This window comes from Bradyrhizobium hipponense, from assembly GCF_008123965.1.
Taxonomy (GTDB): domain Bacteria; phylum Pseudomonadota; class Alphaproteobacteria; order Rhizobiales; family Xanthobacteraceae; genus Bradyrhizobium; species Bradyrhizobium hipponense.
Genome location: NZ_VSTH01000075.1, coordinates 1 through 15,575, shown reverse-complemented (window position 1 = coordinate 15,575; position 15,575 = coordinate 1). Strand labels below are relative to the sequence as shown.

17 protein-coding genes and 1 pseudogene are annotated in these 15,575 nt (G+C 60.7%); 4 read left to right on the top strand and 14 right to left on the bottom strand.

Features of this window, described 5'->3' with window-relative positions; all coding sequences use genetic code 11:
• Window positions 1–53: 53 nt before the first annotated feature.
• Window positions 54–986, top strand: coding sequence for a recombinase zinc ribbon domain-containing protein (locus tag FXV83_RS21855; protein ID WP_235940034.1), 933 nt, complete (start codon window positions 54–56; stop codon window positions 984–986).
• A 312-nt stretch (window positions 987–1,298) separates the two neighbouring features.
• Here the strand turns inward: FXV83_RS21855 and FXV83_RS21850 are convergent, their stop codons facing one another.
• A complete protein-coding gene (locus tag FXV83_RS21850; RefSeq protein ID WP_148741446.1) occupies window positions 1,299–1,553 on the bottom strand; it encodes a DUF930 domain-containing protein in 255 nt (84 codons plus the stop codon).
• 62 nt (window positions 1,554–1,615) lie between these two features.
• Here FXV83_RS21850 and FXV83_RS21845 point away from each other — a divergent pair.
• Window positions 1,616–2,210, top strand: a pseudogene (locus FXV83_RS21845) (IS256 family transposase); the annotation flags it as partial.
• 257 nt (window positions 2,211–2,467) lie between these two features.
• Here FXV83_RS21845 and FXV83_RS21840 read toward each other — a convergent pair.
• The 12 genes from FXV83_RS21840 to FXV83_RS43515 form a co-directional block, all read right to left on the bottom strand.
• The gene (locus FXV83_RS21840; protein ID WP_148741445.1) at window positions 2,468–3,307 is read right to left on the bottom strand and encodes an ABC transporter ATP-binding protein; all 840 of its coding nucleotides are present in this window, start codon (window positions 3,305–3,307) and stop codon (window positions 2,468–2,470) included.
• Window positions 3,308–3,385: 78 nt separating this feature from the next.
• Window positions 3,386–4,705, bottom strand: a complete 1,320-nt coding sequence (locus FXV83_RS21835; RefSeq protein WP_148741444.1) for an ABC transporter substrate-binding protein — start codon at window positions 4,703–4,705, stop codon at window positions 3,386–3,388.
• Between the two features lie 132 nt (window positions 4,706–4,837).
• The gene (locus tag FXV83_RS21830) at window positions 4,838–5,965 is read right to left on the bottom strand and encodes a branched-chain amino acid ABC transporter permease (protein WP_148741443.1); all 1,128 of its coding nucleotides are present in this window, start codon (window positions 5,963–5,965) and stop codon (window positions 4,838–4,840) included.
• Window positions 5,966–5,980: 15 nt separating this feature from the next.
• The gene (locus FXV83_RS21825; protein ID WP_283811718.1) at window positions 5,981–6,910 is read right to left on the bottom strand and encodes a branched-chain amino acid ABC transporter permease; all 930 of its coding nucleotides are present in this window, start codon (window positions 6,908–6,910) and stop codon (window positions 5,981–5,983) included.
• Between the two features lie 10 nt (window positions 6,911–6,920).
• Complete coding sequence (locus FXV83_RS21820; protein ID WP_148741442.1) at window positions 6,921–7,706, bottom strand: ABC transporter ATP-binding protein; 786 nt, start codon at window positions 7,704–7,706, stop codon at window positions 6,921–6,923.
• Window positions 7,703–9,673, bottom strand: coding sequence for an AMP-binding protein (locus FXV83_RS21815; RefSeq protein ID WP_148741441.1), 1,971 nt, complete (start codon window positions 9,671–9,673; stop codon window positions 7,703–7,705). The genes FXV83_RS21820 and FXV83_RS21815 overlap by 4 nt, the downstream gene beginning before the upstream one ends.
• A 323-nt stretch (window positions 9,674–9,996) precedes the next feature.
• Window positions 9,997–10,290 carry a hypothetical protein gene (locus tag FXV83_RS21810; RefSeq protein WP_210250748.1) on the bottom strand — a complete coding sequence of 98 codons (294 nt, stop codon included), beginning with the start codon at window positions 10,288–10,290 and terminating at the stop codon, window positions 9,997–9,999.
• Window positions 10,291–10,454: 164 nt separating this feature from the next.
• Entirely contained in the window at window positions 10,455–12,122 is a 1,668-nt protein-coding gene (locus FXV83_RS21805; RefSeq protein ID WP_235940032.1) for an amidase, read from the bottom strand.
• Between the two features lie 480 nt (window positions 12,123–12,602).
• A complete protein-coding gene (locus FXV83_RS21800) occupies window positions 12,603–12,785 on the bottom strand; it encodes a hypothetical protein (protein ID WP_148741440.1) in 183 nt (60 codons plus the stop codon).
• The gene (locus tag FXV83_RS43525) at window positions 12,782–12,976 is read right to left on the bottom strand and encodes an SAM hydroxide adenosyltransferase (RefSeq protein ID WP_210250747.1); all 195 of its coding nucleotides are present in this window, start codon (window positions 12,974–12,976) and stop codon (window positions 12,782–12,784) included. Before FXV83_RS43525 ends, FXV83_RS21800 begins: the two co-directional genes overlap by 4 nt.
• The gene (locus FXV83_RS45460) at window positions 12,952–13,191 is read right to left on the bottom strand and encodes an SAM-dependent chlorinase/fluorinase (RefSeq protein WP_210250746.1); all 240 of its coding nucleotides are present in this window, start codon (window positions 13,189–13,191) and stop codon (window positions 12,952–12,954) included. The genes FXV83_RS43525 and FXV83_RS45460 overlap by 25 nt, the downstream gene beginning before the upstream one ends.
• Entirely contained in the window at window positions 13,179–13,472 is a 294-nt protein-coding gene (locus tag FXV83_RS43515; protein WP_210250745.1) for an SAM-dependent chlorinase/fluorinase, read from the bottom strand. The genes FXV83_RS45460 and FXV83_RS43515 overlap by 13 nt, the downstream gene beginning before the upstream one ends.
• Window positions 13,473–13,625: 153 nt before the next feature.
• On the opposite strand from FXV83_RS43515, the gene FXV83_RS21790 reads away from it, so the two are divergent.
• Window positions 13,626–13,832: a DUF2905 domain-containing protein gene (locus FXV83_RS21790; RefSeq protein ID WP_249727198.1), complete on the top strand. Its 207-nt coding sequence runs from the start codon at window positions 13,626–13,628 to the stop codon at window positions 13,830–13,832.
• Here FXV83_RS21790 and FXV83_RS21785 read toward each other — a convergent pair.
• Window positions 13,822–14,034: a hypothetical protein gene (locus tag FXV83_RS21785; RefSeq protein WP_148741439.1), complete on the bottom strand. Its 213-nt coding sequence runs from the start codon at window positions 14,032–14,034 to the stop codon at window positions 13,822–13,824. The genes FXV83_RS21790 and FXV83_RS21785 overlap by 11 nt on opposite strands.
• A gap of 398 nt (window positions 14,035–14,432) precedes the next feature.
• Between FXV83_RS21785 and FXV83_RS21780 the strand changes: the two genes are divergently transcribed.
• On the top strand, window positions 14,433–14,918 hold the full coding sequence (locus tag FXV83_RS21780; protein ID WP_148741438.1) for an adenosine-specific kinase: 486 nt from the start codon (window positions 14,433–14,435) through the stop codon (window positions 14,916–14,918).
• Window positions 14,919–15,575 lie beyond the last annotated feature (657 nt).

The following is a 15,575-nucleotide window of genomic DNA, read 5'->3' as shown; positions in this document are numbered from 1 at the left end:
GGAATTCTTCACGGAGGACTCAAGACCCGAGCACTGGAAGGCGGGTGTCGCGCATGAACGCGGAATCGGAGTGGATCGTCGCCGAGGTTCCGGAACTGAGGATTATCGACGATGAACTCTGGCAGGCGGTAAAAGCGCGTCAGAGCGAAATTGCCGACAAGTATGTCAATGTCACCGAGGCTATACGGGAGGCGCAATCGAACCGACTGAACGGCTTGCGCCGGCCGAAGGCGCTGTTTTCCGGGTTGATCCATTGCGGCGTTTGCGGTGGTCCCTGCTCACTGCGCGGCCAGGATCGTTATGCCTGTTCGGCCCGTGTTACCAAGGGCTCCTGCGCGAACACCCGCACGATCACACGGAGTGACCTTGAGCAGCGCGTACTTGCCGGGCTCAAGGATCGGATGATGGCGCCGGAGATGGCCGCCGAGGCGATGCGCGCTTTCGCCGAGGAAACGAACCGGCTCAACCGCGAACGCCGCGCCAGCGGCGAAGGCCACCGCTCGGAGTTGGCGAAGATCCACCGCACCTTGAAGCAAATGCTGAGTGCGATTGAAGAAGGCGGACACACCCGCGGCATGACCGAACGTATGCGCGAATTGGAGGCCCGCGAGGACGTGCTCAAGGGACTTCTAGCCCAGGAACCAACGGATATTCCGGACATCCATCCGAACGTATCGGGTATCTATCGGAAGAAGGTCGAGCGGCTGACGGAAGCACTCAACACCCCCGAGGATCGCAATGAGGCGGCGGAAGCGATCCGGGCGCTGGTTGAGAAGATTACGCTGCGCCCTGGTCCGAACCGCGGCGAAATCGACGCCACCCTACACGGCGAATTGGGCACGATTCTCGGATGGATCGAAGCACAAGCCGTTGGAAAGGCTCGGAAACGCGAAACTCCCGCAGCTTTCGCTGCGGGAGTGTCGGTATCGGTGGTTGCGGGGACTCGCAACCACCGATACCAACATTCGCTGATCGTGGCGGTTTGAAGAGAGACAGTCCCTTGCGTCCCGAACGCAGTGAGCTTGTTCTAAGTTATTGATATTTCTTGATGTGACAGTCGCTTCCGTCCCGTTTTGTTCACGGTCGTTTCACCCAAATCGTTGCGATTTCGTTGCGGCGCTCTGGGGAAGAACAGCATTTGCTCCCGGCATCATCGCCGGCGAAACCACACCAGCGCCATCGGCCCGAAGGAAATCCTTCCGATGATCCGCTCGGCACCCCCACTCGCGGGCGAAACGGCGGCGGACCCGGCCGCGCCGCCAGGACAAACGCGTCAACCGGCGTTTCACAACGTAGGCTCAAGGTGCAACGAGGTAATGTTTGGCCCACTCGCCTTTAGGGATGGCACCGCCGAGCGAGTATTTGAACCGTTCGATGTTGAGGCCATCGGCTGAGGTCTGGCACGAATAGGCAAGGTGATACCAGGCATTGCCGCTTCGGACAGCCGCTCCTGAGGCATCCACAACGGCGCCTGAACTTCGAGGATCGCCGTAGGCGTATGCAACGAGTTCGTCTGGTTGGAAGCCGCGGTGCTCGCGTCCGATAAGACCCATGGCGCGTCTGTTGCAGCGTTGTTCGACGCGGACCCCGAGGGGTCAAATTTGCAAGCCGATTGACACGCGAGAGCCGATCGAGCTGGAAGGAGTTTTTGGAAGCGCTGAAGGCCCGCGGCCTGCACGGGGTGGAGTTCGTCGTCTCCGACGATCATCCCGGCTTGAAGAAGGCGATCCCGGAGGTTCTCTCAGGCGTGTTCTGGCAGCGCTGTTATGTCCACTTCCTGCGCAATGCGCTCGACTACGTGCCGCGCAAGGTCGATGACGACTGCCTGCTCGAGCTGCGCTGGATGTACGACCGGCGCGACCTTGCGGAGGTGCGGCGCGATCTCGCCGCCTGGCTCGGCAAATGGGGCGGCAAATACCCCAAGCTCACCGGCTGGGTGGAAGAGAACATCGAGGAGACGCTGACCTACTTCCGCCTGCCGCTGGCGCACCGCAAGCACATGAAGTCGCACCAACATGCTGGAGCGCCTGAATGAGGAGATCAGACGGCGTACCTATGTGGTGCGAATCTTCCCCAACGCCGACAGCTGTTTGCGACTGGTTCGAGCCCTGACGGTCGAGCGTCATGAGGCCTGGCTCGAAGACCATCGCTATCTGAACATGGATCTATTGAAGGAGCACAAGAAGGAGGCGCTACGCCAAGCGGCCTGACGATGCTCAGGCCCACCGAGGGGATGCACGCCACCCCTCTCCGCCGCCGTCGCTCGCCAGCGCTACGCTCTGGGCAAGCGAGCGACGGCGGCTCCGAGGGGATGGCTCGGCCGGACCCTATGATCGATTTTGCTGAACTTGACGCACAGAACTCACCAAACCAGATTGAACTCGAACTCAGTGGCTGAAAGGGGGCGGACCACTCCACTACATCTGCTCCGGACCACTCACGGGGGCCGATCACTCAGCGTCGTCACCTAAGCGAGCCAGCGTTTGCGCCGCTTGTAGTGCTTCCCATCGCGGAATGATTTGCGCTTGTCCCCGGCGACGCCAAGATAGAACTCCTTGACATCCTCATTTGCGGCGAGCGCCCTCGCCTCGCCATCCATCACCACGCGGCCATTTTCTAGGATATATCCATAGTTGGCGTATTTGAGTGCCATATTGGTGTTCTGCTCGGCGAGAAGAAACGAGACACCTTCCTTGACGTTCAAATCCTTCACGATCTCGAAGATCTCTTCGACGATCTGCGGCGCGAGGCCCATCGAAGGCTCGTCGAGCAGGATCATCTTCGGGCGCGACATCAGCGCACGGCCGATCACGCACATCTGCTGTTCGCCGCCCGACGTATAGCCGGCGGTCGAATTCCGCCGCTCCCCGAGACGGGGAAAATAGGCATATACTCGTTCCAGATCCTGTGCGATCGCGGCCTTGCCGTCCGTGCGCGTAAAGGCGCCGGTCAGGAGATTCTCTTCGACCGTGAGGTGAGCGAAGCAACGCCGTCCCTCCATCACCTGAATGCAGCCGCGCCGCACCACATCGTTGGCCGACAGCGACTGCACTTCGACCCCGTCGAACAGGATCGAGCCCTTGGTGACCTCGCCGCGCTCCGCATGCAGCAGATTGGAAACCGCCTTCAGCGTCGTTGTCTTGCCCGCACCATTGGCGCCGAGAAGCGCGACAATCCCGCCCCGCGGCACATCCAGCGACACCCCCTTCAACACGAGGATAACGTGATCATAGACAACCTCGATATTGTTGACCGACAGAAACAGCCCTGCTGCTTCTGTCGCGACGGCGGCCTTAGGGATTGACACGCGGCTCCCTCCAGATGGTTGCGGCTCTCGGGATATCCGGGAGGAGGCGAACGCTCCTCCCGGATCGCCGAGATGAGTTCAGCTCTCCTTCGAGCAGTCGCGCGGCTTGACGTTCTTCTCCGCGGCATACTTCCCGGAAACTTCCTCGACGAGCGGTTCGGTCTCGGATTGGTTGGCCGTGTACCAGTCAGAGATGACTTTCCAGCCCTTGCCGTCCCACTGCTGTACGCGCCCGTCCCGCGCGCCCTCGTGGTCGGAGCAGGAAATCCTGATCGGCTTCAACATACCCTCGAAGCCGAGCTCCTTGATACGTGCATCCGAGAGGTTGAGGTTCTCCAGACCCCAGCGGACCTGCTCGCCCGTGAGCGGCTTCTTGCCGAACTTTTCCTGCGCCTTGCGGATCGCCTCGACCCCGAGCATGGCGTTCACCATCCCGCGGTTGTAGAGGACCTCGCCGACCTTGCCGGGCTCCGACGCCCCCTTGTCCCTTGCATAGACGTACTTCTCGATGTCGGCATGCACAGGGAACTTGCCTGCGCCATGCTGAAGCATCAGCGACTTATAGCCGACGGCTTGATCGCCTGCAGGTGTTACATCCGGCTCCGCGCCCGACCACCAAACACCGATCATCTTGTCGCGCGGATAGGCAACCGCCGCCGCTTCCTTGACTGCCGTGCCGTTCATGACGCCCCAGCCCCAGACCAAGACATAGTCCGGCCGATTCTGGCGGATCGCAAGCCATTGCGACTTCTGTTCGACACCGGGGTGCGTGACCGGGATCGGCGTGAACTCAAAGCCGTACTTCTTTGCCAGCACCTGCAGCATCGGGATCGGCTCCTTGCCGTAGGGGCTGTCGTGATAGAGCAGCGAAATCTTCTTGCCTTTCAGCTTGTCGAAGCCCCCGATCTCCTTGGCGACGTGCTGAATCGCGATATCGGCCGCAGACCAGTACGTGCCGAGCAGCGGAAAATTGTACGCGAACACGGCTCCATTCTTGGAATCGGCGCGGCCATAGCCCATCGTGATAATCGGGATCTTGTCAGTCGTGGTCTTTTCAGTGAGGGCGAATGTAATGCCAGTCGACAGCGGATTGATGAAGGCCGCGCCGGTCGGGCCCTTGCCTTTGAGACGCTCGTAACACTCAACGCCCTTGTCGGTGGCGTAGCCGGTCTCGCATTCCTCCACCAGAAGCTTGACGCCGTTGATGCCGCCGTCGCGCTCATTGATCAGGTTGTAGTAGTCAGCCACGCCGTTTGCATACGGCACGCCGTTCACCGCGTACGCGCCCGTCCGGTAGGACAGTATCGGAATGAACTGTTCGTTCTGCGCCGCAGCCGGAGCGGCAAGCGCTGCGCTCGATAACATGGCTGCCGCCAGTATCAGTTTGTTGCGTACCATATTGGTGTCCTCCTCATTCAGCCCGGTTTCTTGCCGTACCGGGTCTTGTCTTCGCGGGGCTTTCTTGCTCCTGTTGCCAACGACCGCCGCTCCGCGTTGCGATCTCCGGCTTCCTTCGCGCTGACCGCTCCTTCAGTAGGGAAACGGCCAAAGTCTGAGCTTCTCCTTGCCAATCGATATGAGCCGGGCAAACCCATGTGGCTCCTTGATGAGAAGATAGCAGATCAACGATCCAAAGATGATGAATTCCAGATGAGTAATCGTCTCTGTCGACAGCGGCACACCGAGCTGGGTTGGAATCAGGTTCAGCATGATCGGCAGAATGAGGATAAAGGCCGCACCGACGAACGAACCCATGATCGATCCCAACCCGCCGATGATCACCATGAACAGAAGCTGCAGCGAACGGTCGATCGAGAACGCGAGCGGCTCCCATGAGCCCAGATAGACGAACGCCCAGAGTGCGCCCGCCACGCCGATGATAAATGAAGAGACCGCAAAAGCCGTGAGCTTTGCGTAGAGTGGCCGGATGCCGATCAGCTCGGCGGCGATGTCCATGTCGCGGATTGCCATCCATTGCCTGCCGAGATTGCCGCGAACGAGGTTCTTCGCCAGGACCGCGAACACGGTTATGAAGATCAGGCACAGCAGATAGCGCTCGATAGGCGTGTTTACGGCCAGACCGAAGAAATCCAATCTCGGCGCATTGACCGACCCTGACGGCGCGTAATTGGTGAACCACGGCACCCGCAGGAATACCCAGTCGAAGAAGAACTGTGCCGCGAGCGTTGCGACCGCGAGATAAAGGCCCTTGATCCGCAGACTGGGAATACCGAAGAGGATGCCGGCAATCGCTGCCATGAGCCCGCCGAGCAAAATGGATGGCAGCACAGGCAATGGCGGGATCGAAATCGCGAAACCAAACCAGGCGAGCGGAATATGAACGCCGGTTCCCAACTTGTAAGCAGAATAGGCGCCGATGGCCATGAACGCGCCACTGCCGAGCGAGATCTGGCCGCAATAGCCGACGAGAATGTTTACGCCGATCGCGGCGAGCGCGAGGATCAGGAAGGGCAACAGAATGGCCCACAGAAGATACTCGCTGTTGAATGGCCAAATGTGGAAAGTCGCCAGCAGCGGCACCCCAACGAAGGCGATCCCAAGCAAGATACCGAGCGCAATTCGGTCCTGGCGGATCGGGAAGATCGCCATATCCTCTGCGTAGGTCGTCTTGAATTGGCCAGCCTCACGATAAAGCACAACAAATTCCTCGTCTCAGATACGTTCGATGATCCGCTCGCCGAACAGCCCCTGCGGCCGCACGAGCAGCACCACCAACGCCAGCACATAGGCGAACCAATATTCGATACCGCCACCAATATACGACCCCAGGAACACCTCTGCGATCTTCTCGCCCGCACCGACAATGAACCCGCCGACGATGGCCCCCGGAATTGAGGTAAGGCCCCCAATGATCAGAACCGGCAAGGCCTTCAGCGCGAGAAACGTGATGGAGAACTGTACGCCCAGTTTGGTACCCCATACGGTCGCCGCAACCAGCGCAACGAGACCGGCGGCAAGCCAGACCACGAACCAGATCCAGCTGATTGGAATCCCGACCGACTGCGCGGCCAAGTGGTCGTCTGCAACCGCCCTGAGTGCGCGACCGGTCTTGGTACGCTCGAAGAAGATCGCGAGGCCCGCGACCAGAATGCCGGCGATAAAGCCGCCCCAGACATCCAGCTTGTTGAGCAGAATTCCACCGGGAAAGAGATCTTCAAACAGGAACCAGGCGTCCATCGGAAACAGCCGCAAAGGGTAAGCATCGGAACCGAAGATCATCTGCGCCGCACCCTCGAGGATGAATGTCACGCCGATGGTAGACATGAACAGCGTAAGGGCATCCTGGTTGACAAGAGGTCCGATCACGAACCGCTCGATCAACCAGGCCGTTATCGCCATGATCACGGCAGCGAAGCCAATGCCGAGGATGATCGCAACCCAAAGCGGCAAACCCCAGGCCACCAGCAGGTCGAGCGAGCGAACCAGCGCAAGCCCGGCGAGCAACACCATTGCGCCTTGCGCAAAATTAAAGACACCGGATGCTTTGAAGATCAACACGAAGCCGAGCGCGACCAGCGAGTACAGCACGCCGGACATCAATCCACCGATCAGCACTTCGAGAAATTGACCCAACCCGATCACGCAATGCTCCTTAGTGCGCGACGCCGAGATAGGCGTCGATGACGGCCTGATTCTCCTTGACCTCATCCGGCGTGCCGTCGGCGATCTTCACGCCATGATCGAGCACCGCCACGCGATGGGAGAGATCCATCACCACAGCCATGTCGTGCTCGATCAGCGCAATCGTCGTGCCGTAATGATTGTTCACGTCGATGATGAACCGCGACATGTCCTCCTTCTCTTCGAGGTTCATGCCTGCCATCGGCTCGTCGAGGAGAAGAAGATCGGGCTCCATTGCAAGGGCGCGGCCAAGTTCGACGCGTTTCTGCAGACCATATGGCAAACGCGCAACTGGCACCTTCCGGATCGCCTCAATCTCCAGAAAATCGATGATCTCCTCGACCCGGTGCCGATGCTCGATCTCCTCCGCCAGCGCAGGGCCGTAACGCAGCATCTGCCACAGAAGACCGCGGCGCATCTTCAATGTCCGGCCAGCCATAATATTGTCGAGTGCGCTCATTCCCTTGAACAGTGCGACGTTTTGAAAGGTGCGGGCGATGCCGCCACGGGACGCCTCGAACGGCTGCATCTGGGCGCGGGTCCGTCCCTTAAAGGTGATCGCGCCGTGATTGGGATGATAGAAGCCGTTGATGACGTTGAGCATCGAAGTTTTTCCGGCGCCGTTCGGTCCGATGATGGCGCGAATTTCGCCTTTCCTGATGTCGAACGAAACATCCCTCAGCGCTTTCACGCCGCCAAACGCCAGCGATACGCCCTCGACCTGAAGCAAGATTTCGTTCGTATCCGGCGCCCTCATGCGGCCTTCCCCAAAGGTTCTGTCGCACCAATTGTTTGCAGGTCGCGTATCTTTACCCGAGCCGCGATCACGCCCTTGCGGCCATCCTCAAAGGTGACCTCGGTGGAAATGTCCGCTTCATGCGAACCGTCGTAGATCGCCGTGACCAGTGGCGCATAGCGCTCGGCGATGAACCCGCGGCGAACTTTCTGGGTGCGGGTCAGTTCGCCATCGTCTGCGTCGAGTTCCTTATGCAGAATGAGAAAGCGGCGAATCTGCGCGCCCGCCAGCACCTTTCCCTCCGCGAGAGAGCGGTTCACCTCGGCAACATCTTTCGCCACCATGTCGTAGACCAGCGGATGCCCCGCCAGCTCCTGATAGGAACCGTATGCGATGTTATTGCGTTCGGCCCAGTTCGCCACAGCGACCGGGTCGATATTAAGAAAGGCGCAAACGAAATCCCTGGAGTCGCCGTAAACGACCGCCTCCTTGATGTTGGGAAAAAACTTCAACTTGTTCTCAAGATACTTCGGCGCAAACATCGTGCCGTCAGCCAGCCGGCCAACATCCTTCGCGCGATCGATGATCTTCAGGTGCCCGGTCTTCTCGTCGAAGAAACCGGCGTCGCCGGTCTTGACGTAGCCGTCGGACGTCATGGCCTCCGCGGTCTTCGCCTGATCCTTGAAGTATCCAACGAACATGCCCGGTGAGCGGAACTGCACCTCGCCTGTTTCTGCAATGCGGATGTCGACGTTCGGTGCAGCCGGGCCGACCGTATCGGAGTAGATCTCACCGTCAGGCTGGCATGTAACGTAAAGGAACGCTTCGGTCTGACCGTAGAGTTGCTTCAGGTTCAATCCGATCGAGCGGTAGAACGCGAACAGATCCGGACCGATGGCCTCACCTGCAGTATAGGCGACGCGTACGCGAGACAGGCCAAGAACGTTCTTGAGCGGCTCGTAGACGATCAAGCGCCCGAGTGCATAGAGCAATCGGCCAGACAACGGCACCGGCTTTCCGGTCAAAATCGACTCGCCATACCGCCGCGCAATGCCAAGAAAGTAGCCGAACATGCGCCGCTTGATTGCTGCCGCGTCCTCTATGCGGATCATTACCCGCGTCAGCATGGCCTCGAAACCACGCGGCGGGGCGAAATAGAAGGTTGGTCCGATCTCGCGCCGATCCTGCTCGATCGTCGCACCGCTCTCGGGACACGCCATGCAGAATCCGGCGATAATGCCCTGTGCATAGTTGAGGTAATGATCACCGACCCAGGCCAGCGGCAGGTAGGCCAGCGCCACGTCCTTGTCGGTGAGGTTGTCGAACCTGACGGTATCAGTCGCAGCGTCGATGCAGCCTCGCGCCGACAGCATGACGCCCTTCGACGCGCCGGTTGTTCCCGAGGTGTAGAGGATGATCGAGATGTCAGAACCTTCACCCTGCCGGATGAACTCATCGATCTGCCTGCCGAGCGCCGCGCTGGCCGCAAGCGCAGCGCGGCCATCTTCGATGACATCGTGGATTGCTATCAATCGGTCGTGGTCGTAGTCATCGAGGCCACGCGGCTCGTCATAGACGACCTTACGGAGATGCGGCAATCGGTCGGATACAGAAAAGACCTTGTCGACCTGCTCCTGATCTTGCGCTGCAACAAATTTCGCATCGGCGTGGGCGAGGACGTAAGCAAGCTCATCAGCCACCGCATCCGAATAGACCGGAACCGGAATCGCGCGCAGCGCTTGCGCTGCCATTAGCGTCCAATAGAGCTTCGGCCGGTTGGAACCAACGATGGCGATCGTGTCTCCTGGCTGCAATCCAAGTCGATGCAAGCCTGCAGCGTAAGCGCGCACGATCCCTGCAACCTGAGCCCAGGTCCACGTCTGCCAGATGCCGAGATCCTTGTGCCGAAACGCAGGACGGCTGCTAAACTGCGCGGCATTTCGCGCCAGCAGCTTGGGGAACGTGTCAAACGATCCGCCAACGGCCATGTCGGTCTCTATCCAAAACCGGCACGTTGGTTCGCGCCTGCTTATTGTGACGCTGCGCCATTCGGGATGCAGCCATACGGATTCCGCATGTGTCCTTACATTACAACGGACCGAAAGTCCTACAAGTTCCGGCTTGACCGACCTGAACCCGTTGGTGGGTATCAGTTAGTAAAAATGAAAAAGCGGGCGACTGATGGTGGCGTAGCTCGCGCTACTTGCAGTAGCAGGCCTTCGAGGATGCAGACCGTAATTCACCGATTCAGCAGGTAACGTGAAAAAGGCCGATCTTCTTCGCGCGCGAGTTGTTGAACGTATGGATCGCCTCAGGGGTCGGCTGCAACAGGACCGTGCAACCCTTTTTTCGCAAAATACGCCTCAGCCTCCGGCGATAGATGCATATTGCCAAACTGGCCCGAACCTAGAACTAGCTGCTCACATCCCTTCTCAAAGACGAACTTCGCTTCGTCCTTCGAGAGGACTTGCGAGGTGCCGTAGTACTTCTTCGAAAGCTTCTTCTTCCGCCTTGCCACTTCGCCGGACAGACGAATGATCACGTCGTGTTCATAGGTCTTTCCTTCAATCGTGATGGTACCGAATGCACTGCTTTCGATCTCCATGGCCCGACCTCCTCATGATCCCGGCACGAGGCCCCGACTCCGCGTCGGCAGACGAGCCTGGCATCGATATGAGGGCAGCCCGCGTCGCTCGCCGCCTCGCGGGCCTCCTGTTTCCGAACCTTGGACCCTGGCGGTGCCGTTAGCCGGCAATTCGCTGCTGCTGTCTACCCAACGGTCTGGAACGCGTCAGCCGCGCGCAGCACGGTGCCGTCCTCCCAGTGGCGTCCGACCAGCATCATGCCAACAGGGAGCCCTGCCGACATGCCTGCCGGAACGGAGGCGGCAGGATGGCCAGTGACGTCGAACGGGCAAGTGTTGGAGATCATCTCGAGTGCCCGCGCAACGTAGTCCTCGCGGCTCGCGTCCGGCGGTGGGAGTAGCGTGGCCTTCAAAGGTAGCGTCGGCATAAGCAGGAGATCGACGCCTTTGAGTTGCTCATCGTAGGCGGCGCGTAGCACGCGCGCGAGGTTCTGGGCCTTGGCGTAGTAGCGGCCCTGGTAATTGTCCTGCATGTACTGACCGAGCAGGACGACAAGCTTGACGGTCTCCGAAAGATCGTTAGCGCGCACCCGCCGGCTCCGGCCGTAGAAGTCCAGCAGCGAAGTCGTGTAGTGCCCTTTCCAGTTGGTTCCCATGCTGTTGCCCGCGACCATCAGCGCCGTGGCGCCCTCGACGGCGATAGCGTTCCAGATATGGATGCCGTCGCGGTGGAGGGGAATCGATACCTCGCTTACAGTCCCTCCCGCCCGCGTCAAGCGCTGTGCCGCCTCGCGCACCATGGCGTCGACATCGGGCTCGGAATTGGGCCAGCCAAACCCTTCCTTGACGATCCCGATCCGCAGGCCGCGGGCGTCTCCGGTGAGCTGCTTGGTATACGCTTCCGTACGCAGTCCCGCCGGTTGGCGCGGGTCGAGGCCATCAGCTCCGGCGAGCACCTCGAGAAGCCGGGCGGCATCGCCGGCGGTACGAGCAATGGGCCCAGTATGATCAAGCGTCAATTCAATCGGGAAGACACCGGTGTATGGCACAAGCCCGTGGGTGGGCTTGTGACCAACCGCTCCGCAGAAAGAGCTGGGAATTCGGATCGACCCTCCCTGGTCGCCTCCGATGGCCATGTCGCACTCGCCGGCGACGACGAGCGCCGCGCTGCCGCTGGAGGAACCGCCGGCAGATCGCTTCGGATCGTGCGGATTGAGCACGGGCCCAGTGTCGGAGGTATGGCTACCGCCCGAGAAGCAAAGATGCTCGCACACGGCCTTGCCGATGATCTCTCCACCAGCATCGAGGATGCGGGTCACAATGGTTGCGTCCACGTCAGGGACGTAGCCCTCCAGCACGTTGGAACCGTTCATCATCGGGATGCCGGCAACGCACACATTGTCTTTGATGGCGATTTTCTTGGCCGCGAGGGGCCCCGAAGTTGCGCCTTTGATCGAGCACCTCCAGTACCAAGCGTTGAGCCGATTGTCCGAGGGACCTGGTCGGAACCCCGCGTCCCGCGGGTACTTCACCGCCAATGTCGGCTCCGCGAACTGGTCCAAGCGACGGTACGACGCGAGCACGCCGTCCATGAGGTTGCGGAACGACGTCAGATCGTCGCGGCTGAGAGCCAAGTTGTAGGATTTGGCGATACGCTCCAATTCAGGCAGCGGTGGCTTGCGCAGAATCCGCGGCGCCGTCGCCGTCGAGGGTGGCAGTTGCGTACCCGCCTCGGCGGCCGCACGAACGGGCGTTCGCGCGGCGGCGACAACGGTTGCTGCTGCGCCGGCATGAAGGAAGCGACGACGCGAATAGTCTGGCGAGGCTCTCATAGCACATCCTCCCTCGACCAATGGGTTGACTTCTCAAATCCACCGCTCGCCCTAAAGCGTCGGGGACCGTCTGGTGGTCGGTGGCCGCGACGGTCACCAAGCGGAGGCCGCCGACGCTGCGGCCGGCGTGCCAAGCTGCAACATCACAATGAGTCGTTGCATCCGGACAGGACTGAGGCGCAGCAGCCGCGTGAGGTCGGGACGTGAGGCCTGGCCGAGCGGATCGCGACAGCAATTAAGGCGTGTACTGGATGCTGCCGGCATCCTCGCGCGGACTGCGGAGCGACGCGCCGTCCAGAGGCAGATTATCGCGCAGCCACCGGCGACCTTCAAGAGCTTGCATCTCTCACCGTCCGCACTCGGCAGCCACGTCGCGGCGCACTTCCACCTTCGAACATAGGTTGCTCGGCGCCGGTGGCGCCGACAATCGCAACGGAACCGGACGCGCGAGCCGCAGTTGCAAGACAAGGTCGGCGGCGTAGCGCGCGCCTCTTCGCGATTTCACTGCACCCGGTATTTGCTCATGTAGTGTTTGCGCAGGATGTTGCGGGTCTGCTCCGCAAGGCGCCTGTTAACACTCACCTGCGGCTTGTCGCGGCGCTCCGGCGGCTTCGGCCGATGCGGATGAGGGCGCTGTTTGGTCGAATGTTGCCTTCGGGTCAAAGGCGGCAGACCTTTGCTCATGCGACGAACTCGACCGGCCTGCCGATGGCAAGACCGAGTTCGCGGTCCGCCCGCCCCTGATTGACGACAAGTTCGGCAAGCCCGCTGGAGTTCTCATACCAGAAAGCCGCGCCTGGCGGCAGATCGCTGAAAGTCCTCGCGCGGTCCAGAACCCGACCTGCCGCGGTCAGCCTCGCGCCGGGTGGCAGCATCGCCGCCCGATCTCGCAGAGGTCATCCGGCCAGTCTGCCCGGCGATCTGCACCATCGTGACGTGGCTGGCCGGGGGGCGGATCACCGCGCGCCAGCATGGCTGCCACTGGGGCGAACAGGTCGCGCCCGCGAAAGCTGGCCGAGAGATGCTTCGGCTTCCAGTCGATGTCCCAGCTGCGCGTCTCTCGGGCTCTGCACTGGGTCAGCTCGAACAAGCCGTTGCCGGGACCGATATACCAGAGCGGCCGTCGGCCTCGAGGAAAATCGATGGCCGCGTCCCGCCGACGCCGGGATCAACTACGCAGAGAAAGACGGTTCGTACCGGAAACCATGCGGCATAGGCCGCCAACAGATACGCCGATGCCTTAGGATTGCCGACTGGAGCATCGGCGAAGAGATCTATAGTGGGTGTGCCCGGCGCCATCTGGTGCAGCACCGCCTTCATCTGACCCGTATACGGGCCGGGCAACCCAAAATCCGTGAACAGCGCAATCATGGTGTCAGCTTGTCCTAGTGCGCGTGTCCACTTCGCTCGAAAAAGCTATACTAACCCATCCGAGCCGTGCGATGGACCGCGGTCCCAGCAGCACGCCAAATCCGCTTGCCCTCCCTCAATCGGCTCGCCCACTGTGATCGGAGGCTTGGCGCAATGTCGATCTCGCGTCTGCTCATCATCTTCGGCTTGTCGCTCGTTGCGCTTGGGCTGCTATGGCCAGTGATCAACAAGATTGGCTTGGGCCGGTTGCCCGGCGACATTGTCATCGAGCGCGACAACTTCCGCGTTTATATCCCGCTCGCAACATCGCTGCTGGTCAGCGTGATCCTTTCCCTGATCCTTTGGCTCGCTAACCGTTAGCCGTCGGCGCCTCTTGCTCAGGGTGGACGGCGGTCGGGAGTGTTCGCGGCCCGCCTGTCGGCAGCATCATCGTCTGCGCCGTGAGCAGCCACGGCATCCACATCAATCGTGTGGCCTGCACCCAAAACGTGAAAGGGTTAGCTGCCTCGAACAAGGACCCGATCGCTTCGAAGGACGGTGTTGCCCGCAGGTTGATCGACATCTGCTCGCAATCGGCGATTGCCGGTGAATGATGTCGATGTCGAGGCCGGGCAAACGGGCGCTTGCTCCTGTGGCATCGATCTCGCTCTCTCGACTGTATGTCCGCTCAGACATCGGCCCTCACCATCCCCGTGCACCGCTTCCATCCCGCTGGTAATTATCGCTCATCATTCCCGGTAATGAAAGCTCGCAGACTTGCTGCCGCGACCATGGCCGCTTCCCGCGGGCCGCCGTGATGTTCCGCGCCATTAACGCGGCCGGCGACGTGGTCCAGGTGTTCGAGACCCGCGAGGAAGCTGAAGCGCGGATGGCAGCGAAATCGGCCGCCTGTGGCGGCTTGCAATCACCTTCCGGCGGCCTACCATGGATTTGCGTAGCTCACCCTGCAGGAGCGCAGCCATGGAACTCACCGTGGTGCCCATCGTCAAGCCGGACGACGCCAACTTCATCTTCGGCCAGTCGCATTTCATCAAGACCGTGGAAGACCTCCACGAGGCGCTGGTGGGCGCGGTTCCGCGCATCCGCTTCGGGCTGGCCTTCTGCGAGGCCTCCGGTAAGCGGCTGGTGCGCTGGTCGGGTAATGACGAAGCCTCACTCACCCTCGCACGCAACAACGCATTGGCCATCGGCGCCGGCCACACTTTCCTGATCTTCCTGGGCGACGGGTTCTTTCCCGTCAACGTGCTGGCTGCGGTGCGCGCGGTGCCGGAAGTCTGCCGCATCTATTGCGCGACGGCCAACCCGACACAGGTAATCGTCGCGCAAACGGAGCTGGGCCGCGGCGTGCTCGGCGTTGTGGATGGCGCCTCGCCGTTGGGTGTCGAAACCGACGCCGACATTGCGTGGCGGAAAGACCTGCTGCGAAAGATCGGCTACAAGCTGTAGTGGCTGGATGAAGCCGAAGTCGACAGGCCTGCACGGACAACATCGCCGAGCCCAATGCCATTAACTCGATCGCCAGACGCCCGGCTCGTTCACGTATACTGAGGCCGTGAACTGCGCGTATTATCAAGTGAACCAGGCGAGCTATGAAGGCTTCGGCGAAGCCTTGCAGTGTGGGTCGGAGCAGGGTTGGTGGACCATCCGTCCATCGGGCGACCCCTCTTGACCAGCCGAGCGCTGTGCCATGGTCGCAACGCGGGCGCTGTTCAAGGGCGACCACGAGTTGAGCCCAATGCTCTGCCTTGGGTTTTGGACGCTATCTACCCGAAAACGGACTCGTTGTGCTCCCTTTGAGTTTTGTCGAGTTTGTGCCGACTCGGACATGGGCTGGTTGTTCCTTTGGTCCCCTCCCAACTCTTTCGGCCCGATTCACCGATAAGATGCGAGGCTCGTTGATTGTCCTGGTGAGTTTCTGGCTTCCAGGGCTGGACCGGCGTACGGCACGGTCACCTTTGCCGGCTTGTGACAACTAGCCGGCTTCATATAACGTTTGGCTCATTGAAGGATTCCAGATGACGGTCACTTTGGGTTCGCGTACCGAGCGGTTCCAAGTGGGCAAAGTGTCAATCGGCTTGCAAATTTGACCCCCGTATTGCCGCA

Coding starts and splice junctions, on each gene's coding strand:
- FXV83_RS21855 (WP_235940034.1), top strand. CDS start 54: ATGAACGCGGAATCGGAGTGGATCGTCGCCGAGGTTCCGGAACTGAGG.
- FXV83_RS21850 (WP_148741446.1), bottom strand. CDS start 1,553: ATGGGTCTTATCGGACGCGAGCACCGCGGCTTCCAACCAGACGAACTC.
- FXV83_RS21835 (WP_148741444.1), bottom strand. CDS start 4,705: ATGGTACGCAACAAACTGATACTGGCGGCAGCCATGTTATCGAGCGCA.
- FXV83_RS21820 (WP_148741442.1), bottom strand. CDS start 7,706: ATGAGGGCGCCGGATACGAACGAAATCTTGCTTCAGGTCGAGGGCGTA.
- FXV83_RS21815 (WP_148741441.1), bottom strand. CDS start 9,673: ATGGCCGTTGGCGGATCGTTTGACACGTTCCCCAAGCTGCTGGCGCGA.
- FXV83_RS21810 (WP_210250748.1), bottom strand. CDS start 10,290: ATGGAGATCGAAAGCAGTGCATTCGGTACCATCACGATTGAAGGAAAG.
- FXV83_RS21800 (WP_148741440.1), bottom strand. CDS start 12,785: ATGAGCAAAGGTCTGCCGCCTTTGACCCGAAGGCAACATTCGACCAAA.
- FXV83_RS43525 (WP_210250747.1), bottom strand. CDS start 12,976: ATGCTGCCACCCGGCGCGAGGCTGACCGCGGCAGGTCGGGTTCTGGAC.
- FXV83_RS43515 (WP_210250745.1), bottom strand. CDS start 13,472: ATGATTGCGCTGTTCACGGATTTTGGGTTGCCCGGCCCGTATACGGGT.
- FXV83_RS21790 (WP_249727198.1), top strand. CDS start 13,626: ATGTCGATCTCGCGTCTGCTCATCATCTTCGGCTTGTCGCTCGTTGCG.
- FXV83_RS21785 (WP_148741439.1), bottom strand. CDS start 14,034: ATGTCGATCAACCTGCGGGCAACACCGTCCTTCGAAGCGATCGGGTCC.
- FXV83_RS21780 (WP_148741438.1), top strand. CDS start 14,433: ATGGAACTCACCGTGGTGCCCATCGTCAAGCCGGACGACGCCAACTTC.